The sequence below is a fragment of the Caulobacter sp. FV1ye6ST genome, assembly GCF_058681225.1.
In genome coordinates, this window is record NZ_CM178733.1 from 477,907 (window position 1) to 500,220 (window position 22,314).

The following is a 22,314-nucleotide window of genomic DNA, read 5'->3' on the forward strand; positions in this document are numbered from 1 at the left end:
CATGTCGCAGATCTGTCCTTCGCGCCGCGGTGTATTGGCGGGCGCGGCGTTGGTGGTTCCAGGCGTAGCGCTCGCCGCGCAACGCTTTAACGCCGTGCTCTGGCGAGGGGAGGGGCGGCCTCCGGTCTCGGTCCCCGCCTTTGCCAGCCTGTCGGCGGCGGTCGCGGCCGCGCCGGCCGACGGCAAGACGCCGTATCGGATCCTGGTCACCCGTGGGGTCTGGGACGAGCAGGTCGTCATCGACAAGCCGTTCGTCCACCTGATCGGCGAGGACCGCGAAGCCTCGGTGATCAGCCACCTTGCGGCCTCGGGCCTGACCGCCCCGGACGGCAAGCGTTGGGGCACCTTCCGCACCCCGACCCTGTTCGTGCGTGCGCCCGACTTTGCGGCGCGAAACCTGACCATCCAGAACGCCTTCGACGGTCTGGCCGAGATGGGCAAGCCGGGCGGGCTTCATTCGCATGACGGCGGCGGCCCGCAGGCCGTGGCCCTGATGCTGGACAAGGGCTCGGACCGCGCCCGCCTGACCGAGGTCGACATCCTGAGCTATCAGGACACGCTGTTCCCGGACGCCGGATCCAGTCTGTTCGAGCGCTGCCTGATCACCGGCAGCTACGATTTCATCTTTGGCGCGGGACGGGCCTATTTCGAGGGGTGCGAAATCCGCTCGCGGCCGCGTCCCGTCGACCCGGTCGACGGCTACATCGTCGCGCCCAGCACGCCGCTCAACCAGCCCTTCGGCTTCGTGTTCCGGGGTTGCCGACTGACCAAGGAAGCCAGCGTCAAGACGGGGTCGGTCTATCTGGGCCGCCCCTGGCGCCCCTCCAGCCAGTTTCCCGACGGCCGCTACGGCGATCCGAAATACGTCGGCATGGCCGCTTTCCTCGACTGCTGGATGGACGACCACATCGCCCCGGCCGGCTGGACCGAGATGTGGTACACGGGCAAGGACGGCAATCCTCGCACCATGCTCCAGCCCGAGGACGCTCGTTTCTCGCAATATCGTCCAACCGGGCCCGGCGCGGGCAAGCTGTCCCGAGGCCGCTGGCTGTCACGCGCGCAGGCGCGAGCCATGACCAAGGCCGCGGTGCTCGCCTGATGATCCTCGCGCTCAAGCCTCTATAGCGGGGCAAGGCGACGAAGACGCATCCGGCTGAGCTTGGCGCGCGTAGATGGATCAGAGGTCCTTCCGCGGAGAGCGCGCTATGATGCTACCGATGATCTTCGCCCTGGCGCTCAGCGGCGCGCCGGCGCCGCAACCGAACCCGATGGGGGGAGACTGGGCGGTCGATCTCTCCGCCAAGGAAAGCGAGCCCTACTTCAAGGGAATGAGTCTCGTTCTGGAGGCTGACGGCCGAGTCACGGGCACCTTCTACGACAGCGCGATCGAGGCTGGCCGCTGGCGAGAGGCGCGTGGCCGCACATGCGTCAGCTTCCGCACCAGCGACGGCAGGGGTCCCTATCACACGAGCGCGTGCCTCAAGGGCAGCGCGGTCGAGGGGCAGACCTGGGCTGAGCACCGGAATTTCGTCTTCGTGTGGAACGCCCGGCGCGCCACGTCCGCCGACCGGGCCGCGCCCTGGTGGTGAGCGCCTAGGTTCGCCGGCGATGAAAGCCGCACATCGACCGAAGGCCGCGATAGCGCCTAAGATCTGCATGGCCTGCGGCCGCCCCTTCTCCTGGCGGCGCAAATGGGCGCGCGATTGGGAGCAGGTCAAAACCTGTTCGGAGCGTTGCAAGGGTGTGCTTCGGCAGAGCGCACGCCAAGATTAGCGCCGCCCCCGCCCGCCGCCCCCGCCCGCCGCGACGTCACGCCATCGCGGGCATCTCCGCCAGCAGTTTGTCCAGCGTCACCGGATACTCCCGCACCCTAACCCCGGTGGCGTTGTAGATGGCGTTGGCCACCGCCGCCCCGACGCCGCAGATGCCCAGCTCACCCACGCCCTTGGCCTTCATCGGCGAGGACATCGGGTCGGTCTCGTCCAGGAAGATCACCTCCTGGTGTGGGATGTCGGCGTGGACGGGGACCTCGTAGCCGGCCAGGTCGTGGTTGACGAAGAAGCCCAGGCGCTTGTCGACCACCAGTTCCTCCATAAGCGCCGCGCCGGCCCCCATGGTCATGGCCCCGATCACCTGGCTGCGCGCGGACTTGGGGTTGAGAATGCGGCCGGCGGCGCAGACGGCCAGCATCCGGCGGATGCGGATCTCGGCCGTGACGCTGTCGACGCCGACCTCGACGAAGTGGCCGCCGAAGGTCGACTGCTGATAGGTCTTGGCCAGGTCGCCATATTCCATCGCATCCTCGACGACGAGCGGCGCGTCGGCGGCGGCCTGGGCCAGCGGCAGGCTCTGGTTGCCCAGCTTGACGCGGCCGTCGGAGAACTCGGCGGTGGTTGGATCCAGGCCGAGCTTGGTCGCCACGGCTTCGCGCAGCTTGACGCAGGCCGCGTAGACGCCCGCCGTCGAACTGTTGGCGCCCCACTGGCCGCCCGAGCCGGCCGAGACGGGGAAGCTCGAGTCGCCCAGCTTCACCGTCACCCGATGCAGCGGCACGCCCATCATCTCGGCGGCGGTCTGGGCGATGATGGTGTAGCTGCCGGTGCCGATGTCGGTCATGTCGGTCTCGACGACGATCTGGCCGTTGCGCTCCAGCCGCACGCGGGCCCCGGACTTCATGACCAGGTTGTTGCGGAAGGCGGCGGCCACGCCGATTCCGACCAGCCAACGGCCATCGTGGATCTGGCCAGGACGGGCGATGCGCTTGTTCCAGCCAAACTTGTCGGCGCCGGTGCGCAGACACTCGACCAGCTTGCGTTGCGAGAACGGCCGGCCCGGCTTTTCCGGATCGACCTGTGTGTCGTTGATCACGCGCAGCTCGATCGGGTCGAGGTTCAGCTTTTCGGCGAGTTCGTCGATGGCGATCTCCAGGGCCATCAGGCCGGGGGCCTCGCCGGGGGCGCGCATGGCGTTGCCCTCGGGCAGGTCCAGGGTGGCCAGCCGCAGCTTCATCATCCGGTTGGGCGCGGCGTAGAGCAGGCGGGTCTGCTGGGTGGCGGTCTCGGGGGCGCCGCCGGGCAGGTCGCCGGACCAGCTCTCGTGGCCGATGGCGGTCAGCTTGCCGTCCGGCGTCGCGCCCAGGCGGATGCGCTGCAGGGTGGCGGGGCGGTGGGTGGTATTGTTGAACATCAGCGGCCGCTGCAGGGCGACCTTGACCGGCCGGCCGGCCGCTTCCGCGCCCAGCGCGGCCAGGATGGCGTCGGCGCGGACGAACAGCTTTCCGCCGAAGCCCCCGCCGATATAGGGCGAGACCAGGCGGACATTGTCCTTGGGGACGCCCAGGGTCTTGGCCACGTCGCCATGCCCCCAGGCGACCATCTGGTTGGCGGTCCAGACGGTCAGCTTGTCGCCCTTCCAGGCGGCGATGGTGGCGTGCGGCTCCATCATGGCGTGGGCGTGATCGGGGGTGGCGTAGGTGGCGTCCAGCTTGACCGGGGCCTCGGCGAACGCCTTGTCGAAGTCGCCGACGGCGGTGTCGGGATTGTCCTTGTGGGCGACACCCGTGTCCTTGACCGAGGCCAGGTCGAAGCTGCCCTTCGCGCGGGCGTAGTCGACCTTGATCAGGGCGGCGGCGGCGCGGGCCTGCTCGAAGGTCTCGGCGACCACCAGGGCGACGGCCTGATGATAGTGCTGGATCTCGGGGCCGCCCAGCAGGTTGGCGGTGTTGAAGTCGCCCTTGGTCAGCTTGCCGGCGCTTGCCGCGTTGACCACGGCCAGCACGCCGGGCGCGGCCTTGGCGCGGCTGATGTCCATCGAGACGATGCGGCCCTTGGCGATCGCCGCGCCCAGCACGTAGCCGTAAGCGACGTTCTCCAGGGCGTCGTGGCGCTCATAGGCGTAGGGCGCCGCGCCCGTGGTCTTCAGGGGCCCGTCGATGCGGTCGGTGGGCTTGCCGATGACTTTCAGCTGGTCGATCGGATTGGTGGTGGCGGGCTTGTCGAACTTCATGACTCTAGGCCCTCGCTTGGGTCATCGCCGCGCCCAGGGCGCGTTCGGCCAGGGTCAGCTTGAAGGCGTTCTGCGGGGTGGTCTTGGCGCCGGCCAGCAACAGCTCGGACACCGGCTTGATGCCTCGCGGCAGGGCGCTTTCGGCCGCCTCGACCCGCCAGGGCTTGTGGGCGACGCCGCCCAGGGCGACCCTGCCCGAACCGTCCTGGTGCAGGATGGTCGCCACCGAGACGAGGGCGAAGGCGTAGGACGCCCGGTCGCGGACCTTGTGATAGGCGTGCGTACCGCCGACCGGCCTGGGCAGGGTAACGGCGGTGATCAGCTCGCCCGGCGTAAGGGCCGTCTCGATGTGCGGCGTGGATCCTGGCAGGCGGTGGAACTCGGCGATCGGAATGGTCCGGGTCGCGCCGTCTGGGCGGACGGTCTCTACGCCGGCGTCCAGCACCCGCATGGCCACCGCCATGTCGGACGGGTGGGTGGCGATGCAGGCCTCGCTGGTCCCCAGCACCGCCAGCGACCGCGTGAAGCCGCCGATCGCCGAGCAGCCCGCGCCGGGGTTACGCTTATTGCAGGGCATGTTGGTGTCGTAGAAGTAGGGGCACCGGGTCCGTTGCAGCAGGTTGCCGGCGGTGGTGGCCTTGTTGCGCAGTTGGCCCGAGGCGCCGGACAGCAGGGCGCGGGAGAGGACGCCGTAGTCCTGGCGCACCCGCTTGTCGGCCGCCAGATCGGTGTTGCGCACCAGGGCGCCGATGCGCAGGCCGCCGTCCGGTGTGGCTTCGATCCTGTCCAGCTTGAGCCCATTGACGTCGATCAGCCGACGTGGCGTCTCGATCTCCAGTTTCATCAGGTCCAGCAGGTTGGTGCCGCCGGCGATGAACCGCGCGGTCGGGTCCTTGGCGGCGGCCGCGGCGGCCTCCGCCGGGGTGCTGGCGCGTTCATAGGCGAAGGCTCTCATGCCGTTTCCCCCTTGGAGAGGCCTCCCGCGACATCGGCGATGGCTTCGACGATGTTTGAGTAGGCCCCGCAGCGACAGATGTTGCCGCTCATCCGCTCACGGAGTTCGCCCTCGGTCAGCTTCGGGTCTTTCGTGATGTCCTCGGTGACGTGGCTGGGGACGCCGGCCTTGACCTCGTCCAGCATCGCCTTGGCCGAGCAGATCTGGCCCGGCGTGCAGTAGCCGCACTGGTAGCCGTCGTGCTTGACGAAGGCGGCCTGCAGCGGGTGCAGCTTGTCGGGCGTACCCAGGCCCTCGATCGTGGTGACCTTGTCGCCCTCGTGCATGACCGCCAGGGTCAGGCAGGAATTGATCCGGCGGCCATCGACGATGACCGTGCAGGCCCCGCACTGGCCGTGGTCGCAACCCTTCTTGGTTCCCGTCAGCTTCAGGTGCTCGCGCAGGGCGTCTAGCAGGGTGGTGCGGGTGTCTAGTGTCAGGGCCTGCTCGCGGCCGTTCACCTCGAAGGCGACCTTGACCAAGCTGGGCGCGTCGGCGGGGGAGGCGTTCGCGGCCCGCGCGGAGCCCGCCAGCGACGCGGTCGCCGCGCCGGCGGCCATCAGATCGCGCCTCGACAAGCTGAGGTCTTCCACGTCGGCCATTCCATCCTCCGATCCTCCACCGCGACAAACGGCATAAAGCGATCAGGCGGGCCAGTGGTTGCGACGCCAGCGTCGCTTTCACGGGTCCAGTCGTGCGCCCGTGGACTATGGAATTTTCGACGCAAGCCCGTGAGCCGCGTCAGTCAGCGGCCGATGCAGGCGCGGCGGCCGGTCAGTGGAAGACGGTGTACCCGCCTATCAGCGCGATCATCAGCCATCCGCTGAGCAGGCTGCCCGCGAAGTGACGCGAAAGCCAGTTCCTGGTTTTGTCCAACGCTGACATGAAACGCCCCTGACTAAACTGAACAGTAGACTGCCGGGTGATTCTATCCACAGGCAATCTCGTTCCGCGTGTTGCGGCAAAGTTTATCGGATTTCGTCGCCTCGCCACCTCCCCATCGACAGAAAAATGCGTTCCTTCTTCAAGAATTAAGAGATGGTTAACAAAATGTCTTGAGTTCAAAAGTCGACATTTCGTCAAGCTTAAGTATGGATATCTTTTTCTGATCAGTATTTTTGACGCATGTCTCAAAATCATAATGCGATAACCTGCCGCATTACCCCCGCGGAATGCTCCGGATACATTGATTAACCACACTGGCTTTTTATCCGTCGAGCTGAAGGGGGCGTGCTTGAGTTTCGGTTTCACCCGTCAGACCGCGTTCATGGCCGTGGCGATGTTCATCGGCGGCCTGCTCGCCCTGCCCGCCGAGGCCCAGGTGCTGGAGATCGGCGCCGACGGCGCGGTGACGCGCTTCGAAGGGCCGGCCGTATTCACCGACGACGGCGCCAAGGCGCTGGTCCAGGACGCGCCGGTGGCGCACGTCTTGATCGGCGCGGACGCCGTTCGCCAGCAGATCTCGACCGCCGCCAACGCCTACGCCCTCGATCCGAAGCTGGTCGAGGCCGTGGCCTGGCGTGAGAGCCGCTTCCATACCGCAGCCTTGTCGGCCAAGGGCGCGATCGGTGTCATGCAGCTGATGCCGGGCACGGCTCGCGACCTGGGCGTCGACCCCCACGACCCGGCCCAGAACATTCGCGGCGGCGCCCTCTATCTGCGCCGGATGATGTCGGCGTTCGGCGGCGACGTCCGCCTGGCCCTCGCCGCCTACAACGCCGGCCCTGCCGCCGTCCGCAAGCATGGCGGCGTGCCGCCCTATGCGGAAACCCAAGCCTACGTGACCTCGATCCTCGGCCGCATGGCCGCGACCGGGGCCGTTCTCGCCGTTCCCGTCCTTGGAGCCCCCCAGTGATGCCCGAAGTGATGCGTAAGTTTCTGAACACCAAGGCCGCTGCTCTCGCGACCGCTCTGACCGCCGCGGCCAGCCAAGCCCACGCCCAGGCCGTGCGGTCCGACCCGCAAGGCTCCAGCGCGCTGCTGGCCGGCGTCATGTGGCTGCAAGGGTCGCTGATGGGCAATGTCGCCACCGCCGTGGCGGTGATGGCGGTGGCCGCCGTCGGCTTCATGATGCTGACCGGCCGCCTGAACTGGCGCTATGGCGCGACGGTCATCCTGGGCTGCTTCATACTCTTCGGCGCCACCACGATCGTCAGCGGCATCCGCGCCGCCTCGGGCGCGGCCTAGGCCATGGCCGCGCCGCTGGATCGCGACGTGGTGTTCGGCGCCCTGACGCGTCCGCAGATGTTCGCGGGCGTGACCTACAGCTACTTCGTGATCAACGGGGTGGTGACCGCCGAACTCTTCCTGATCACCAAGTCGTTCTGGGCCATCGCGGCCGCGCTGGTGATCCACGCGATCGGCTACGCGGCCTGCCTGCGTGAACCGCGCATCTTCGATCTCTGGCTGACGAAGGTCAGCCGCTGTCCCCGCGTACCCAATTTCCGAGCCTGGCGATGCAACAGCTACAGCGCTTGAACCCGCGTAAAGAGATGATGGCAGGCAAGCGCCTGCCGTACGCCCGTCACCTGGACGACGTCACGCTGGAGACGCGCGACGGCCTGCTGATGCAGGTGATCCATCTGGCCGGCCTGCCCTTCGAGACGGCCGACAGCGAGGCGCTGAACTACCGCAAGGCCGTGCGCGACGTGATGTTGCGCGGCCTCTCCAGCTCGCGGTTCGCCCTCTACCACCACGTGGTCCGCCGCCAGGTCGACGCCAGCACGCAGGGCGCGTTCCCGGACGCTTTCAGCGCCGAGCTCGACGCCACCTGGAGCGAGCGGCTGGCCGCGCGGAAGCTCTACGTCAACGACCTGTTCCTGACGATCGTCCGTCGTCCCTTGCAGGGCCATGGCGGGGTGATCGACGGCGTCCTGCGCGCCCTGAAGGGGACCGGCAAGGTCGAGGCCGCCGCCGTCCAGGCCGCCGACCGCCGCGAATTGGACAGCGCCCGCGACAGCCTGATCTCTGCCCTGACTCCTTATGGCGCTCGCGTCCTCGGCGTCTATGACGGCCCGACGGGGCGCTGCTCCGAGCCGCTGGAATTCCTGTCCTGTCTCTACAATGGCGAGATGCGCCCGGTGCTGGTCCCGCAGGGCGACGCCGGCGAGTACCTGCCCTACCGCCGCGCCAGCTTCGGCCTGGAGACGCTGGAGCTCTCACGCGCCGGCGCCCTGGCCCGGAGCTTCGGGGCCATGGTCTCGATCAAGGACTACCCGGCCCAGACCACGCCGGGGATGCTGGACGACCTGCTGCGCCTGCCGTGCGAGATGGTCATCACCCAGAGCTTCGGCTTCGTGGATCGCCAGCCGACCCTGGAGCGGATGAACCTGGCCCTACGCCGCATGAAGGCCGCCGACGACGACGGCCTGTCGCTGCGCGCCGACCTGACCCGCGCCAAGGATGACGTCGTCTCGGGCCGCGCGGCCTTTGGCGAGCATCACCTGACCGTACTGGTGCGCGGCGAGAGCCTGGAGGGCCTGGACCGCTCGGCCGCCGAGGTGATGTCGGCCTTCACCGAGATGGGCGCGATCGCCGTGCGCGAGGACATCAATCTGGAGCCGGCCTTCTGGGCCCAGTTCCCCGGAAACTTCAAGGATATCGCCCGCAAGGCGCTGATCTCGACCGCCAATTTCGCCGGCTTCGCCAGTGGCCACAACTTCCCGGTCGGCCAGGCCGAGGCCAACCACTGGGGTCCGGCGGTGACCTTGCTGGAGACCACCTCGGCGGGGCCCTACCACTTCAACTTCCACAAGGGCGATCTGGGCAACTTCACGGTCATCGGCCCGTCGGGGTCGGGCAAGACCGTGGTGCTGAACTTCCTGCTGGCCCAGGCCCGCAAGTACAGCCCGCGCATCGTGTTCTTCGACAAGGACCGGGGCGCGGAGATCTTCCTGCGCGCCATCGGCGGCCGTTACGAGAGCCTGCGTCCGGGCCAGCCGACGGGGTTCAACCCGCTGGCCCTGCCGGACGGGCCGGGCAACCGCCGCTTCCTGACCGAGTGGGTCGCCAAGCTGGTCGCCTTGCCGGGCGAGGCGCTGTCGGCCGACGATACGGCGCGGATCAAGGACGCCGTCGACGCCAGTTTCGACCAGGCCCCGGGCTTGCGCCGCCTGCGCTACTTCGCGGAACTCTTCCGGGGCGCCCGCCGGCCGGACGCCGCCGACCTCGCCGCGCGCCTGGCGCCCTGGCACGGCACGGGCGAGCACGCCTGGCTGTTCGACAACGAGACCGACGGCCTGGATCTGGACGCGGCCACCCTGGGCTTCGACATGACCCAGCTGCTGGACGATCCAGCTCTGCGGACCCCGGCCATGATGTACCTGTTCCACCGCGTGGAAGAGCGCCTGGACGGCCACCCGACCCTGATCGTCATCGACGAGGGCTGGAAGGCCCTGGACGACGACGTCTTCGTGGCCCGTATCCGCGATTGGGAAAAGACCCTGCGCAAGCGCAACGGCGTGGTCGGCTTCGCCACCCAGAGCGCCCAGGACGCCCTGGAAAGCCGCATCGCCAGCGCCATCATCGAGCAGGCCGCGACCCAGATCTTCATGGCCAACCCCAAGGCCCAGGCCAAGGACTATTGCGAAGGCTTCGGCCTGACCCAGCATGAGTTCGAGCTGGTCAGGACCTTGCCCGACACCTCGCGCTGCTTCCTCATCAAGCACGGGACCGACAGCGTCGTCGCCCGCCTGAACCTGGCCGGGTCGCCCGAACTGCTGACCGTATTGTCGGGTCGCGAGACCAGCGTCCGCGAGCTGGACGCGCTGCGCGAACAGCTGGGCGACGATCCCCAGGCCTGGATGGCCCAGCTGGTGAAGGCCGCGTGATGGCGTCCTGCGCGCAACTGCCCGTCGACGCCCCTATGGTCCCGGGCCTGATCGGCTCGGTCGACTGCCGGGTCCATGATCTGGCTGAGAGCGGCTTCGCCGCCTTGGCCGGACCGGGCTCGCCGGTCGGGCTGCTGCTGACCGGGCTGCTGACCCTCTATGTCGTGTTCATAGGCTATCGTCTGATCCTGGGCCGCGGCGACCTTCGGGTCGGTGACGCCGCCCTGTCGATGCTGAAGATCGGCCTGCTCGTGGCCCTGGCCACCAACTGGGGCCTGTTCCAGACCCTGGTCTACGACACCCTGACCAAGGCCCCGACCGAACTGGGCGGCATCCTGCTGGACGGTCAGGCCCCGTTCGCCCGCCTGCAAGACGCCTTCGACGGCTTGCAACAGTCGGCGACCCTGATGGCCAGCCGCGCCAGCGTCGGCGCCGCAGCCACGCAAGGCGGCCCGGGCTTCGGCGCCTTCGCGGTCAATACCGGGAGCATGACGCTGGTCCTGTCGACCCTGGGCGTACTACTGGCGTCCAAGGTGGTGCTCGCCATCCTGCTGGCCCTGGCGCCCTTGGTCGTCGGCCTGGCCCTGTTCGAGGCCACCCGCGGCCTGGTCGAGGGCTGGCTGAAGGCGATGATCACCCTGGCCCTGACGCCGCTGATCGCCACCCTGACCCTGTCGCTGGAGCTGGCCATGCTGGCGCCGTCGCTGAAAGCCCTGACCGAGGCTCGCGCGGCCCAGCAGTTCGCCGCCTTCGACATCAATCCCGCCGTGACGGTGCTGGTGCTGACCACGGTCTTCGCCCTGGTCATGCTGCTGGCGGTGATCGCCCTGGGCGTCATCGCCGCGGGCCTGCGCTTGCCGCGTGGCTTGGCCGGCGCCGCTTGGTTGGACCAGAACGCCGCCCCCGGCGGGTCGCGCTACGCCACCTCACAGGTCGAGCCGATGAGCCGCGTCGCCACCATCGCCGCCGCCGCAGTGGCCATGGACCGCCGCGACAGCGCCGCTCCGTCGTCAGACCCGGTCAGCACGCGGATGCTCACCGTCGTCTCGGATCGCACCTCAACCACGACCTCCACCGCCCAGGCCGGCCCCGCCGCGCCGCTTGGCCATACCTATCGCCGCACACCCGCCCCCCGTCGCGCCGCCTCCAGCGCCCGGAGAGACCAGTGACCCTCGCTTATCCCCGCACCCTTCTCGCCGCGCTGGCCGTGACCTCCATTGGGAGCGCCGCCCTGGCCGGCCCCGCGCTGGCCGCCGAGACGCCGCGCCCCGGCGCCGTCGACCCGCGCATACGCAGCGTCGCCTACGACCCTGACCAGGTCGTGCGCCTGACCGGCTATCTCGGCATCCAGACCATGCTGGAGTTCGCCGCCGACGAGCGGATCGAGAACGTCTCGATCGGCGACGCCATGGGCTGGCAGGTGACGCCGAACAAGAAGGCCAACCTGCTGTTCCTGAAGCCCCTGGACCGCACGGCCGTCACCAACATGACCGTGGTGACCGACCGCCGCCGCTATGTGTTCGAACTGGTCGTGGCGGGACCCAAGGCCTCCGCCAGGGACATGGCCTATGTCGTCCGGTTCCTGGTTCCGGCCCCCGCGCGGGTCGCGATCATCGCGCCGCCGCCGCCGGCGCCGCCGGCCGCGCCCGTGGCCCGCAACAGCGCCTTCATCCTGAAGGGCGACGCCGCCCTCCAGCCGACCCGTGTCTTCGACGACGGAGTCGCCACCTATTTCGCCTGGCCCGCCCAGGCCGACCTGCCGGCGGTGTTCGTGGTCGGCGCCGACGGCGTGGAGGGCCTGGCCAATGCGGTGGTCCGCGACGGCTATCTGGTGGTCGACCAACTGGCCCCGCGCTTCGTGCTGCGCTCGGGCAAGTCCAGCCTGACCGTGACCAACGCCGCCTTCAGTTCGCTTTCTCCGAAGGGGGGGGCGACCCGATGAGCGATCCCCGCCAGTCCGCCCAGGTCCAGCAGGACCTCGCCGCCGCCGACGCCCAGGCGCGCCCGGCCGTCGCCCGCACCCACGCCGGCCTGCCGACGCCCGTGATCATGGCCGGCTTCGGCCTGCTCGGCGTCGGGGTCTTCCTGTGGATGGCCAGCCACCGCGCCGACGCCCAGCCGCGTCCGCCGCGCAAGGCCGAGGTTATCGCCGCCACCGCCCTGACCGCGCCCGCGGCCCCGGCTGTGGTCATCCCCGGTCCGCAGTTCACCGAGAACAACAGCTTGCCGCCGACTCCGGCCCAGGTCGCGGCGATGAACGCCGCGCCGCTGCCGCCAGCCCCGCCGGCCGATCTGGACCAGCGCCGCCGCGCCCCGACCCTGGTGGTCGACTTCGGCGGGGCGCCGGCCCTGATCAAGGCCAACGTCTCGACGGATCAAGCCGCGCCGATGGCGGGCAAGGCCGTCGACACCGGCCTGAACGCCGACGAGAAGTTCGCCGATCGCGTGGGGACCAGCGACGCCGAGCCGGCCAGGGCCACGGCCATGCGCGATCTCGACGCGGTCATCCCGCAAGGCGCGGTGATCCCGGCGGTGATGGAGACAGCGATCAATTCCGACCTGCCGGGCCTGGCCCGCGCCATGGTCACGCGCGACATCAAGAGCTTCGACGGCTCCACCGTGCTGATCCCGCGCGGCAGCCGGGTGATCGGCCAGTACAAGTCGGGCGTGGCCATGGGCGCCTCGCGCGTCTTCGTGGTCTGGACCCGGGTGATCCGTCCGGACGGCGTCTCGATACAAATTGCGTCTCCGGCCGCCGACCCGCTGGGGCGCGGCGGCCTGGAAGGCAAGGTCGATCGTCACTTCTTCAGCCGCTTCGGCGGCTCGATCCTGATGTCGGTGCTGAACGCCGGCGTCGCGGCGATCGGCAACGCCCGCTCGACCTCGCAGATCTATATCGGCTCGGCGTCCGAGGCCGCCAACCTGGCCGGCACGGTGATGAAGAGCGACCAGGTCGCCCCGACCATCCAGACGCCGCAGGGCGCGCCGGTGACGATCTTCGTGGCCCGCGACCTGGACTTCTCGGGTGTCGGCAAATGACCGCTCACGCCAAGCTTGGGGTTTATCTGGAGGCCTATCTCGCCCCGCTCGCGCCCTGGCTGGCCGAGCCGACGGTGACGGACCTCTATGTGAACCGTCCGGGCGAGCTGTGGGTCGAGCGCCTCGGCGGAGCCGCCGAACGCGTCGAGGTCCCGGCCCTGGACGAGACCAACCTCTGGCGGTTGGCCCGCCAGGTCGCCAGCCTGTCCAGCCAGGGCGTCAGCCGCGAGCATCCGCTGCTGTCGGCCGTGCTGCCAGATGGCGCGCGGGTGCAGGTCGTGGCCCCGCCGGCGACGCGCGAGGGCCTGGTCCTGGCGATCCGCAAGCACGTGGTCAGCGACCTCTCCCTGACCGACTACGCCGCGTCCGGGGCCTTCGACCAGGTGCTGTCGCCCAAGACCAATTCCGATGCGATCCTGCGCGCCTTTCTCGACACGGGCGATATCCGCGATTTCCTGGCCGCCGCGGTGCGGGCCGGCAAGAACATCGTCATCAGCGGCGGCACGTCGACCGGCAAGACCACCTTCCTCAACGCGCTCCTCAAGGAGGTTCCGCTCGACCAGCGCCTGGTGCTGATCGAAGACGTTCCCGAGATCCGCCTCATCCACCCCAACGCCGTCGGTCTGGTGGCCGTGCGCGGCGAGCAGGGCGAGGCGCGGGTGACGACCGAGGACCTGCTGCGGGCCTCGCTGCGTCTGCGGCCGGACCGCATCATCCTGGGCGAGCTGCGCGGAGCCGAGGCCTTCTCGTTTCTGCGCGCCGTGTCCAGCGGCCATCCCGGCTCGATGACCACCGTCCATGCCGACGATCCGGCGGGCGCGGTCGACCAGCTGGCGCTGATGGCGCTGCAGGCCGGGGCCAATCTTCGCCGCGCCGACGTGGTCGATCATGTCCGGCGCGTCGTCGACGTCTTCATCCAACTTCACCGCCAGAACGGTGTCCGAGCGGTCAGGGAGGTCGTCTTCCAGGGCCGCTAACCCCGCCTCTCCCTTCAACCTTTCCTGGTTTTCCAGCTTAAGGCGCGCCGGTCCTCGCGGCGCGTCAGGGACCTTGTCATGCGTAAACAGTACTTTGGCTCGGCCGCCGCGCTGAGCCTGGCCTTCTTTCTCACCGCCTGCGGCGGCGGAGGCTCCAATGGCGGCGGCGGCGCATCGCCCGTCGCCGAGAAGCCCGCGTCGATCGCGACGGGCGGCCTGGCCGGCACCATGCCGACAGCGCCGGAAGACTTCACCCGCGAAGCCGCCGGCCGCCTGGCCAAGCAGGCCAGCTTCGGGCCGACGCCCGAGCTGATCGATCACATCCACGCCCTGGGCAGCGCGGAGGCTTGGCTAAACGAGCAACTGGCGCTCTCGACCAGCACCTATGGCGACCTGGCGGCCAAGCCGGTGCTGGGCAACGCCTGCTCGGCCCTCACCGGCCAGGACCAAACCAACTGCAACCGCGAGAACTTCTCGGCCGCGCCGATGCAGATGCGGTTCTACGCCAACGCGATCGGCAAGGACGACCAGCTGCGCCAGCGGGTCGCCTTCGCCTTGTCGCAGATCGTGGTGGCCTCGGCCGTCGAGGTCGGCAACACCGCCGGCCTGGCGACCTTCAACCAGATCCTGCTGAGCAACGCCTTCGGCAACTACCGCGACATCCTCAAGGCCGTCACCCTGAACCCGTACATGGGCGACTACCTCGACATGGCGGACAGCAACAAGACCCAGCCCAACGAGAACTACGCCCGCGAACTGATGCAGCTGTTCTCGGTCGGCACGGTGCTCCTGAATTCGGATGGCACGCCGCAGACCGACGGCGCCGGCGCGCCCATCGCCACCTACAGTAACGCCGACGTCAAGGAAGTCGCCCGCGCGCTCAGCGGCTGGACCTATGCCCGCCTGAACGGCGCGGCCATGACCGACAACAACGCCCGCGATTGGACACAGCCGATGGTGATCGTCGCTTCCCGCTACGATACGGGCGCCAAGACCTTCCTGGGCAGGACCGTGCCGGCCAACGCGACCCAACAGGCCAGCGTCGACGCGGTGGTGGACGCGGTGTTCAACCACCCCAACACGGGCCCCTACATCTGCAAGCGGTTGATCCAGCAACTGACCTTGGCCAATCCCACACCGGCCTATGTCGGTCGCGTCGCCGCCGTCTTCGCCAACAATGGCGCGGGCGTGCGGGGCGATATGACGGCCGTGATCAAGGCGATCTACCTGGACAGCGAAGCTCGCGCGAGTTCGCAGTTGCCGGGCAAGGTCAAGGAGCCAGTGCTGCTGGCCACGTCGCTGGCCCGAGCGATCGGCTACACGACCGACGGCTACGCCTTCACCACCCGCGACGCCGGCATGGGCCAGGCTCCGTTCCGCGCGCCCTCGGTGTTCAACTTCTACCCCTATGATTTCCCGCTGCCGCAAGGCGCGGGCCTGCTGAGCCCGGTCACCAAGCTGATGACCACCTCGACGATCATCGCCCGCCACAACTTCGTCTATGACTGGACCGTCGGCGGCGACGCCACGCGCGGCGAGTTCCAGAAGCAAGCGACGATCACCTATTCCACCGGCACGGTTCCCAACTGGGCCAGTTGGGAGGCCAGCGGGATGGACGACGGCAAAACCATCGACCGCATCAACCTCGTCCTCCTGAACGGCGAGATGACGGCGGGGCAGCGCCAGGCGCTGGTCTCCGCCATGGCCGCCGTCAAGAACACCGACCCCGCCCTGCAGGCCCGCAAGCGCGCCCAGGTCGCCCTCTACATCGCGGCCTCCTCGCCGCTCTTCCAAGTCGATCGGTAGGCGTAACCATGACCGTTTCTCGTCGTGAAATCATGCAGGTGGTCGCGGGCGGCTCGGCAGTCGCGGCCCTGGGCCAACTCGGCCTTTCCAGCGCCCTGGCGGCTGATACCGGCGCCTATCGCGCCATGGTCGGCGTCTTCCTGTTCGGCGGCAACGATGCCTGGAACATGGTGGCGCCCACCGACAGCCGTTACGCCGACTACGCCAAGCAGCGAGGCGCGAGCCTCGCCCTGGCCCAGAGCAGCCTAGTTCCGTTGACGGGCACGGCCTTCGGTCTCCACGGGTCCATGACCGCCCTGAAGTCGGTCTGGGACGACGGCGGCCTGGGTGTGGTGCTCAACACCGGCACGCTGTTCGCGCCCCTGACCAAGGCCCTCTACACCAGCCGACCGGACCTGCGTCCGATCAACCTGATGTCTCACGAAGACCAGCAGAACCAGTGGCAGGGCATGAGCATGCGGGCCACGAACAAGGACGGCTTCATGGGGCGGATCAACGACCGCTCGGACAGCATGTCCAACCTGCCGCCGCTGATCTCGATCGCGGGCTCGAACCTGGCCTTGATTGGCGACCGCACCGTGCCGCTGATCCTGCCGTCCAGCGGCTCGATCGTTCGCAACGGCTACAACGCCGCCAGCACCGACGCGGCGGTGAAGGCCCGCCAGGCTGCCCTGGACGTCTTCGCCGACGCCTCGTCCTACGGCGCGATCACCGACCTGACCGGCAAGGGCATTTCCTCGGCCTACGCCCAGGCGGTCCAGGCCAACACGATCGTCAGCGCCACGACCTCGGCGGTGGACAAGTACTTCGTCAATCCGAACACCGGCGCGGCCCTGACCTCGGCCATCTCCCGCCAGTTGCTGCGCGCGGCCCGGATGATCGAGGCCCGCAACACGTTGGGTCACGCCAAGCAGACCTTCTTCGTCAGCCAGGGCGGTTACGACACCCACACCAATCAGCTGGCGGCGCACAATGGGCTCTACGCCGACCTCGGCAACGCCCTGGCCGGATTCTACAACGCCATGAAGGCCCTGAGCCTGCAGGACAACGTCACCGCCTTCACGATGTCGGACTTCGGCCGGGTCTACAAAGGCAACGCCAGTGGCGGCAGCGACCACGCCTGGGGCTCCAACCACCTGGTGGTCGGCGGCGCCCTGGCCAACGGCAAGGTGCACGGCCGGTATCCAGACCTGACCTTCGGCGGGCCGGAGGACGCCTCCAACGACGGTCGCTGGATCCCCTCGATCGCCACCGAGGAATATGTCGGGGCCATCGCCCAGTGGTACGGCGTCAGCGCCGCCGATCTGTCCTATGTGTTCCCCAATTGGGGCGCCTGGAACGGTGGCGGGCGCGGTCCCGTGCCGCTGTTCAGCTGACGGCTTGTCAGGCCGGGACGGGCGCCCTTAAGCAGGGAGCGTGTCTCGGCCCGGTTCAGCAGCGAATGGCTTCGATCACCTCCGGCTGATCGCGGCCGCGCTGGTGGTGGTTCACCATGCTCGCGTGCTGAACGGCGACGCGCCGCGGATGATCGGGTGGGGACCCGATCCGGGAACTCTGGGCGTCGGGATCTTCTTCGTGATCAGCGGCTATCTGGTGACCGCCAGCCTGCGCCGCGCGCCCGGTGTCGGCGTGTTCCTGGCCAAGCGGGTGCTGCGCATCGCGCCGGGTCTGCTGGCCGCCCTGTCGCTGACCGCGCTCGTGCTGGGACCCTTGGTCAGCGGCCTGCCGGTCTCCGCGTATTTCGCCGGCGCCGCGCCGCTGCTCTACGTTCTGAAGAACCTCAGCCTCTACGCGGTGACCTACGATCTGCCGGGGGTCTTCGCGCACGCGCCGTATCCGAACGTGGTCAACGGCTCGCTCTGGAGTCTGCGGCTGGAGTTCACCGCCTATCTGGGCCTCGCGGCGTTGGGCGCGCTGAGGCTGGTCCGGGCGCCGGTGCTGGCGGGCCTGGCGCTGCTGGCGGCCGGGGCGTTCCTGGCCGTGCACCTCACTGGCCTGGACGCCCGAAGCGACCTGGCGCGGCTGGCCTCGTTGGCCACCTTGAACGGCTGGCTCTTCCTGTGCGGCGCGGCGCTCGAGGCGTTCGAGGTCAAGCCGCCGGCCTGGACGGCGGTCGTCGGCCTGGTCCTGCTGCCGACCCCGGCCTGGTTCCTGGGGTTGCCGCTGGCCATGGTGGCCCTGGGCCGGATGACCGCGCCACGCCTGCCCGCCGATCTGTCGTACGGCCTCTATATCTATAGTTTCCCGCTGCAGCAGGTGCTGGCCGAGCACGGTCGCCTGAACCTGCTGACCTCGCTGGCCCTCGCCCTGCCGTTCGCGGCGGCGTCGTGGTTCCTGGTCGAGAAGCCGGCTCTGAAGCTGAAGGCGCGGCTGCCCGGCGCGGTGAGCCCAGCCCCCGCGCCGGTCGATCAGCCGCTCCCCTAAGCCTTCGGTCTCGCCAGTCGCAAGATCGCCATGCCGACCAGGGCCGAGGCCAAGGAGCCGGCCAGCACCCCGATCTTGGTCTCGTCGATCAGCAGGGGATCGGCGAAGGCCAGGCCGCCGATGAACAGGCTCATGGTGAAGCCGACGCCGCACAGCACCGCCACGCCGTAGAGCTGGCTCAGCGAAGCGCCGCGCGGCAGTCGCGCCCAGCCCATCCGAACCAGGCCGAAGGTGACGCCGAACACCCCGACCTGCTTGCCGAGGAACAGCCCCAGGGCCACGCCCAGCGGCACGGGATCCAGCAGGGCCGAGAGGCCGATGCCGGCGAATGACAGCCCGGCGTTGGCGAAGCCGAACAGCGGCGTGACGACGAAGGCGACGGGCTTGTGCAGGGCGTGCTCCAGCCGGTGCAGCGGCGAGTGGTCGTCGGCCCTCAGCGGGATCGTCAGGGCCAGGGCGACGCCGGCCAGGGTGGCGTGGATCCCCGACTTCAGCACCAGCACCCAAAGCACCGCGCCCAGCACCAGATACGGCCAGAGGCTCAGCACCTTCAGCCGGTTCAGGGCGATCAGGACCAGCAGCACCGCCCCCGCGCCGGCCAGGGCCAGCAGGTGCAGCTGGGCGGTGTAGAACAGGGCGATGATCACGATGGCCGCCAGGTCGTCCATGATGGCGATGGCGGTCAGGAAGATCTTCAGGGAGGTCGGCACGCGCGGCCCCATCAGGGCCAGCACGCCCAGCGCGAAGGCGATGTCGGTGGCCGAGGGAATGGCCCAGCCGGCGATGCTGTCGGGGTGGCCGGCATTGAAGGCCAGATAGATCGCCGCCGGCGCGATCACTCCGCCCAGGGCCGCCGCGCCAGGCAGCAGCACATCGGCGGGACGCGACAGCTGACCGTCCAGCACCTCGCGCTTAATCTCCAGCCCCACCAGCAGGAAGAACAGCGCCATCAGTCCGTCATTGATCCCGTGCTGCACGCTCATCGGCCCGATCGACTCGTGCAGCGCCGCGAAATAGGCCGGGGCCAGCGGCGAGTTGGCGACGATCAAGGCGAGAGCCGCGGCCGCCATCAGCACGTAGCCGCCGGCCGCCTCGTCCTTCAGAAACGCGGCCAGCGCCCGTCGGGCGCGTAGACTGATCTTCAGCAGGGCCATACTCAAAGCCTCGACAGGAAACGGTTGGCGAAGAAGAGACCTAGCAAACCGAGGCCGCAGGCGACATAGGCCCCGACCGCCAGGAACTGGCCCCAGGCGATGTCGAAGTGGCCGAACGACTTCACCAGCAGCAGCGAGATGCTGCCCACATAGCCGAACGAGTCCGCCACATAGATCAGAAAGCCCGCCGTGCCCACCTTGCCGGTGGCGGCGATCATCCGGTCGAACAGCATGGCGTTGAAAGGCGTGTAGCCCATGTAGAGCCCGGCCCCGGCCAGGATCATCCACCAGACCGGCGGCAGTACGCGCAGCTGATAGGCCAGGGTCGAGGCGCCCAGCAGGATAAAGCCCAGCGCCACGAAGCCAATGTTGAAGGCCACCGCGCGGCGGTTATCCTTGACCCCCATCAGGGCGGCCAGGCCGATCAGCACGATGGCCGCCACCGGCAGCTCCGACAGGGTAAAGATCGAGGCGGCGTTCTTGAACCCCAGCTCGGCCCAGATCTCGGCCGAGAAGTTGTCGCGGACGTCGCGCAGGGCGGTCAGCATCACATAGACCGCGATCAGCAGGATCAGGGCCGGGGCGTGGGCGGCGAACAGCGCCGCGCGGTCCTTGGCGTTCATCGGCGCGCGGCGCACGCGCTCGGCCTCATCGGCCGGCGAGGGCGGCGGAAGCTGAGCCAGGGCGACCACGGCGATCAGCATCAGCGGCGCGAAGACCACGCCCGACACGGCCGGCATCCACGTCTCGTCGACGTTGGACAGCAACAGCATCTTGCCGACCGACTTGGCCACGCCCGACGACAGGATGAAGCTGGCGCACAGCATGGCCCCAAGCACTTCAGTCAGGCGGCGACCCTCGAGAAAGCCGAACACCAGCCCCCAGATCATGCCCAGGCACAGGCCGTTCAGGTACAGCGCCAATGGCCCGATCGCCGCCGGCAGCAGACCGAACAGCAGCAGCGCCATCTGTGCCCCGAAGATCAGGGCCAGGATCGCCACGGCCCGGCGGCTGGCCCGCATCTCGGAGATCACCTTGACGCCGATGAACTTGGCGGTGGCGTAGCCGGCGACCTGGGCGATCACGAGGGCGATCTTGAAGTCGAAGGCGAACGGCCAGCCGTCGGGATGGGCGTAGGCGGCCGAGGTGAACGGCTTGCGATAGCCGAACATGGCGAAATAGACCGCGAACGACGAAAGGCCACCGTAGATCGCCAACACCCAGGGCGGGGCCGAGGCCAGGAAACGGGTGACCGCGCCTCGCGGGGCATTGGCCGCGGCCCTGTCGTCCATGCGAATTGTCGTCCCCGCGGCTGAAGGTCTTCAGCTAGCCTGCTTTGTCGCGCGCGGGCAATTAGGGGAAAGAAGACGCTCCGTAGTCGGAGCGCCTTCTGGTCAGGCTATCGGCTGGGAGCGTTGGGGCCGACCTGAAAAACGATCGGAATCGTAACCTTGCCGCCAGCGGTCGGCTTGCCGTCCAGCGAGGCCGGTTTCATCTGGAAATACTGGGTCAGCCGCAGCGTCGCTTCGCCGAAACCCGCGTCCGTTGGACTTTCCGAAAGCACCACGCAGTTCTCCAGATGTCCGTCGAGCTTGACGTCGCAACTGACCGTCGTCCGGCCGGGGAGGTGGGCCTTCGCGGCGTCGGCCGGATAGTAGCGCGCCAAGTCCTGGGCGGTCGGCTTCTCCGTCCAGTCCGGCGCGACGACCGGCGGCTTGGCGGGGACGGGATTGGCGGCCCAGACCGTCCCGGCGCCGGCCAGGGCGATCGCGCCGACCAGGATCAGGCCGGCCCGGCGGCGGGCCACCGTCGTGGAGATCGTATTCAGCATCGTCAGTCTCTCCTTCAGGGGATGGACGCCGGTCGCCGGCCAGTGGCAGCCGAACGGCGCGGAAAAAGGGGTCATGGCCGCGCCCAGCAGTAACTCGGCGTAGAGCCTTCGGTCGTCGGGGCGGGCCAGGGTGACAGCGGCGTCGCAGGCTATCTCCTGGTCGACGCGGAACCGGCGGGCGCCCAGATGGGCCAGAGGGTTGAACCAGGCCAGGCAGCGCAGACCCACCACCAGCGCGTTGACCGCCGCGTCGCCGCGCGCCTGGTGGACATGCTCATGCTGGAGCACCAGGCGGCGGGCAGGGCCGGTGAAGCGCGTCTCGAAGTCGGCCGGGACGACGATGCGCGGCCGAATCGCGCCTAGAAGCATCGGCCCGCCGCCCAGATGCTCGCCGCGTAGGATCTCGGGATCGCTCTCCAGCGGCGTCAGGCGACCCAGCGCGCGGACGAACTGGATCTGGCGCAGCGCGAACAGGGCCGCCATGACCAGCGCCCCGCCCGCCCAGACCGCGATCAGCGGAGGCGTCAGGCTGGCGGCCTGCCGGGCGACGGGCGCCAGGCCGCGCGCGCCGGCCCCGACCAGGGTGACGACCGGCGCCGCGATCGCCGATGGGGCATGGACGGGCAGCAAACCAGCGAGCAGGCAGACCGGCGCGACGAGCCACAGGGCGTAGGCCGCCAACGGGCCGAAGCGCTTCCGCACGGGGCGTCGCAGGGCGAGGATCGCCAGGACGGCGAGGGCGAGAACCAGATTGGCCAGCAGGAGGGCGGGAAGGATCGCCGCGCTCATTTGCCGATCTTCTCGATCAGGGCCTTCAGCTCGGCGATGTCCTCGTCGCTGAGCTTTTCGCCTTCGGAAAAGTGGGTGACTAGCGGGGCCAGACGTCCGCCGAACAGGCGATCCAACAAGCCCTGGCTCTCGGCTCCGACATAGGCCTGGCGCGAGACCAGCGGCGAATAGAGATAGCGGCGCCCGTCGGCCTGGGCGGCCACCGCCTTCTTCTTGACCAGACGGCTGATCAGCACCTTGACCGTCCCCTCGGTCCAGCCCTGGGGCTCGCCGACCTCGTTGATGATGGCTTCTGAGGTCAGGGGGCTGCGTCGCCACAGCGCCTCCATCACGACGCTTTCCGCCGAACTGATCTTCATGGTGGCCTCTCGATGACAAGTGTCAACGAGGCGACGTTGACACTTGTCATCGATCTGGTCAACCGCCGGTCTTCGGGCGTGGGGCAAACAAAAACGCCCCCCGCGAA

21 protein-coding genes are annotated in these 22,314 nt (G+C 68.8%); 14 read left to right on the forward strand and 7 right to left on the reverse strand.

Features of this window, described 5'->3' with window-relative positions:
• Position 1: 1 nt before the first annotated feature.
• The 3 genes from ACW175_RS02325 (at position 2) to ACW175_RS02335 (ending at position 1,773) form a co-directional block, all read left to right on the forward strand.
• Positions 2-1,099 carry a pectinesterase family protein gene (locus ACW175_RS02325; RefSeq protein WP_492103063.1) on the forward strand — a complete coding sequence of 366 codons (1,098 nt, stop codon included), beginning with the start codon at positions 2-4 and terminating at the stop codon, positions 1,097-1,099.
• A gap of 106 nt (positions 1,100-1,205) precedes the next feature.
• Positions 1,206-1,589, forward strand: coding sequence for a hypothetical protein (locus ACW175_RS02330; RefSeq protein ID WP_492103064.1), 384 nt, complete (start codon positions 1,206-1,208; stop codon positions 1,587-1,589).
• 19 nt (positions 1,590-1,608) lie between these two features.
• A complete protein-coding gene (locus ACW175_RS02335) occupies positions 1,609-1,773 on the forward strand; it encodes a DUF2256 domain-containing protein (protein ID WP_492103065.1) in 165 nt (54 codons plus the stop codon).
• A gap of 36 nt (positions 1,774-1,809) precedes the next feature.
• On the opposite strand, the gene paoC is transcribed toward ACW175_RS02335, so the two are convergent.
• The 3 genes from paoC to paoA are packed head-to-tail and all read right to left on the reverse strand — an operon-like array spanning position 1,810 to position 5,601.
• The gene (gene paoC, locus ACW175_RS02340; protein WP_492103066.1) at positions 1,810-4,005 is read right to left on the reverse strand and encodes an aldehyde oxidoreductase molybdenum-binding subunit PaoC; all 2,196 of its coding nucleotides are present in this window, start codon (positions 4,003-4,005) and stop codon (positions 1,810-1,812) included.
• A gap of 4 nt (positions 4,006-4,009) precedes the next feature.
• On the reverse strand, positions 4,010-4,960 hold the full coding sequence (locus tag ACW175_RS02345; RefSeq protein WP_492103067.1) for an FAD binding domain-containing protein: 951 nt from the start codon (positions 4,958-4,960) through the stop codon (positions 4,010-4,012).
• A complete protein-coding gene (gene paoA, locus ACW175_RS02350; protein WP_492103068.1) occupies positions 4,957-5,601 on the reverse strand; it encodes an aldehyde dehydrogenase iron-sulfur subunit PaoA in 645 nt (214 codons plus the stop codon). The genes ACW175_RS02345 and paoA overlap by 4 nt, the downstream gene beginning before the upstream one ends.
• A gap of 632 nt (positions 5,602-6,233) precedes the next feature.
• On the opposite strand from paoA, the gene ACW175_RS02355 reads away from it, so the two are divergent.
• The 11 genes from ACW175_RS02355 to ACW175_RS02405 all read left to right on the forward strand — a co-directional run bounded on the left by ACW175_RS02355 (position 6,234) and on the right by ACW175_RS02405 (position 18,074).
• Positions 6,234-6,854 (forward strand): lytic transglycosylase domain-containing protein, encoded by a 621-nt coding sequence (locus ACW175_RS02355; protein WP_492103069.1) that lies wholly within the window; start codon positions 6,234-6,236, stop codon positions 6,852-6,854.
• Complete coding sequence (locus ACW175_RS02360; RefSeq protein ID WP_492103070.1) at positions 6,854-7,186, forward strand: TrbC/VirB2 family protein; 333 nt, start codon at positions 6,854-6,856, stop codon at positions 7,184-7,186. The genes ACW175_RS02355 and ACW175_RS02360 overlap by 1 nt, the downstream gene beginning before the upstream one ends.
• Before the next feature lie 3 nt (positions 7,187-7,189).
• Positions 7,190-7,477, forward strand: a complete 288-nt coding sequence (locus ACW175_RS02365; protein ID WP_056045755.1) for a VirB3 family type IV secretion system protein — start codon at positions 7,190-7,192, stop codon at positions 7,475-7,477.
• On the forward strand, positions 7,456-9,828 hold the full coding sequence (locus ACW175_RS02370; RefSeq protein WP_492103071.1) for a VirB4 family type IV secretion/conjugal transfer ATPase: 2,373 nt from the start codon (positions 7,456-7,458) through the stop codon (positions 9,826-9,828). The genes ACW175_RS02365 and ACW175_RS02370 overlap by 22 nt, the downstream gene beginning before the upstream one ends.
• A complete protein-coding gene (locus tag ACW175_RS02375; protein ID WP_492103072.1) occupies positions 9,828-10,997 on the forward strand; it encodes a TrbL/VirB6 family protein in 1,170 nt (389 codons plus the stop codon). The genes ACW175_RS02370 and ACW175_RS02375 overlap by 1 nt, the downstream gene beginning before the upstream one ends.
• Positions 10,994-11,770 (forward strand): TrbG/VirB9 family P-type conjugative transfer protein, encoded by a 777-nt coding sequence (locus tag ACW175_RS02380; RefSeq protein WP_492103073.1) that lies wholly within the window; start codon positions 10,994-10,996, stop codon positions 11,768-11,770. Before ACW175_RS02375 ends, ACW175_RS02380 begins: the two co-directional genes overlap by 4 nt.
• Positions 11,767-12,867: a TrbI/VirB10 family protein gene (locus ACW175_RS02385; RefSeq protein WP_492103074.1), complete on the forward strand. Its 1,101-nt coding sequence runs from the start codon at positions 11,767-11,769 to the stop codon at positions 12,865-12,867. The genes ACW175_RS02380 and ACW175_RS02385 overlap by 4 nt, the downstream gene beginning before the upstream one ends.
• Positions 12,864-13,844 carry a P-type DNA transfer ATPase VirB11 gene (virB11, locus tag ACW175_RS02390; RefSeq protein WP_492103075.1) on the forward strand — a complete coding sequence of 327 codons (981 nt, stop codon included), beginning with the start codon at positions 12,864-12,866 and terminating at the stop codon, positions 13,842-13,844. Before ACW175_RS02385 ends, virB11 begins: the two co-directional genes overlap by 4 nt.
• Before the next feature lie 78 nt (positions 13,845-13,922).
• Complete coding sequence (locus ACW175_RS02395) at positions 13,923-15,650, forward strand: DUF1800 domain-containing protein (protein ID WP_492103076.1); 1,728 nt, start codon at positions 13,923-13,925, stop codon at positions 15,648-15,650.
• 8 nt (positions 15,651-15,658) lie between these two features.
• Positions 15,659-17,026 carry a DUF1501 domain-containing protein gene (locus ACW175_RS02400; RefSeq protein ID WP_492103077.1) on the forward strand — a complete coding sequence of 456 codons (1,368 nt, stop codon included), beginning with the start codon at positions 15,659-15,661 and terminating at the stop codon, positions 17,024-17,026.
• 40 nt (positions 17,027-17,066) lie between these two features.
• Entirely contained in the window at positions 17,067-18,074 is a 1,008-nt protein-coding gene (locus ACW175_RS02405) for an acyltransferase family protein (protein ID WP_492103078.1), read from the forward strand.
• On the opposite strand, the gene nhaA is transcribed toward ACW175_RS02405, so the two are convergent.
• From nhaA to ACW175_RS02425, 4 genes are all read right to left on the reverse strand, one after another.
• Complete coding sequence (gene nhaA / locus ACW175_RS02410; protein WP_492103079.1) at positions 18,071-19,228, reverse strand: Na+/H+ antiporter NhaA; 1,158 nt, start codon at positions 19,226-19,228, stop codon at positions 18,071-18,073. The two genes, ACW175_RS02405 and nhaA, sit on opposite strands and share 4 nt — an antisense overlap.
• A gap of 2 nt (positions 19,229-19,230) precedes the next feature.
• Positions 19,231-20,520 carry a DUF5690 family protein gene (locus ACW175_RS02415; RefSeq protein ID WP_492103080.1) on the reverse strand — a complete coding sequence of 430 codons (1,290 nt, stop codon included), beginning with the start codon at positions 20,518-20,520 and terminating at the stop codon, positions 19,231-19,233.
• Between the two features lie 107 nt (positions 20,521-20,627).
• Complete coding sequence (locus tag ACW175_RS02420; RefSeq protein ID WP_492103081.1) at positions 20,628-21,848, reverse strand: TonB family protein; 1,221 nt, start codon at positions 21,846-21,848, stop codon at positions 20,628-20,630.
• Positions 21,845-22,207 carry a BlaI/MecI/CopY family transcriptional regulator gene (locus ACW175_RS02425; RefSeq protein ID WP_492103082.1) on the reverse strand — a complete coding sequence of 121 codons (363 nt, stop codon included), beginning with the start codon at positions 22,205-22,207 and terminating at the stop codon, positions 21,845-21,847. Before ACW175_RS02425 ends, ACW175_RS02420 begins: the two co-directional genes overlap by 4 nt.
• Between the last annotated feature and the right edge of the window lie 107 nt (positions 22,208-22,314).

Bases quoted from the DNA above. Each gene is read 5' to 3' on its own strand.
- nhaA (WP_492103079.1), bottom strand. From the start codon at position 19,228: ATGGCCCTGCTGAAGATCAGTCTACGCGCCCGACGGGCGCTGGCCGCG.
- ACW175_RS02335 (WP_492103065.1), top strand. From the start codon at position 1,609: ATGAAAGCCGCACATCGACCGAAGGCCGCGATAGCGCCTAAGATCTGC.
- ACW175_RS02360 (WP_492103070.1), top strand. From the start codon at position 6,854: ATGCCCGAAGTGATGCGTAAGTTTCTGAACACCAAGGCCGCTGCTCTC.
- ACW175_RS02395 (WP_492103076.1), top strand. From the start codon at position 13,923: ATGCGTAAACAGTACTTTGGCTCGGCCGCCGCGCTGAGCCTGGCCTTC.
- paoC (WP_492103066.1), bottom strand. From the start codon at position 4,005: ATGAAGTTCGACAAGCCCGCCACCACCAATCCGATCGACCAGCTGAAA.
- ACW175_RS02325 (WP_492103063.1), top strand. From the start codon at position 2: ATGTCGCAGATCTGTCCTTCGCGCCGCGGTGTATTGGCGGGCGCGGCG.
- ACW175_RS02400 (WP_492103077.1), top strand. From the start codon at position 15,659: ATGACCGTTTCTCGTCGTGAAATCATGCAGGTGGTCGCGGGCGGCTCG.
- ACW175_RS02365 (WP_056045755.1), top strand. From the start codon at position 7,190: ATGGCCGCGCCGCTGGATCGCGACGTGGTGTTCGGCGCCCTGACGCGT.
- ACW175_RS02345 (WP_492103067.1), bottom strand. From the start codon at position 4,960: ATGAGAGCCTTCGCCTATGAACGCGCCAGCACCCCGGCGGAGGCCGCC.
- ACW175_RS02385 (WP_492103074.1), top strand. From the start codon at position 11,767: ATGAGCGATCCCCGCCAGTCCGCCCAGGTCCAGCAGGACCTCGCCGCC.
- paoA (WP_492103068.1), bottom strand. From the start codon at position 5,601: ATGGCCGACGTGGAAGACCTCAGCTTGTCGAGGCGCGATCTGATGGCC.
- ACW175_RS02420 (WP_492103081.1), bottom strand. From the start codon at position 21,848: ATGAGCGCGGCGATCCTTCCCGCCCTCCTGCTGGCCAATCTGGTTCTC.
- ACW175_RS02330 (WP_492103064.1), top strand. From the start codon at position 1,206: ATGATGCTACCGATGATCTTCGCCCTGGCGCTCAGCGGCGCGCCGGCG.
- ACW175_RS02415 (WP_492103080.1), bottom strand. From the start codon at position 20,520: ATGGACGACAGGGCCGCGGCCAATGCCCCGCGAGGCGCGGTCACCCGT.
- virB11 (WP_492103075.1), top strand. From the start codon at position 12,864: ATGACCGCTCACGCCAAGCTTGGGGTTTATCTGGAGGCCTATCTCGCC.
- ACW175_RS02370 (WP_492103071.1), top strand. From the start codon at position 7,456: ATGCAACAGCTACAGCGCTTGAACCCGCGTAAAGAGATGATGGCAGGC.
- ACW175_RS02425 (WP_492103082.1), bottom strand. From the start codon at position 22,207: ATGAAGATCAGTTCGGCGGAAAGCGTCGTGATGGAGGCGCTGTGGCGA.
- ACW175_RS02375 (WP_492103072.1), top strand. From the start codon at position 9,828: ATGGCGTCCTGCGCGCAACTGCCCGTCGACGCCCCTATGGTCCCGGGC.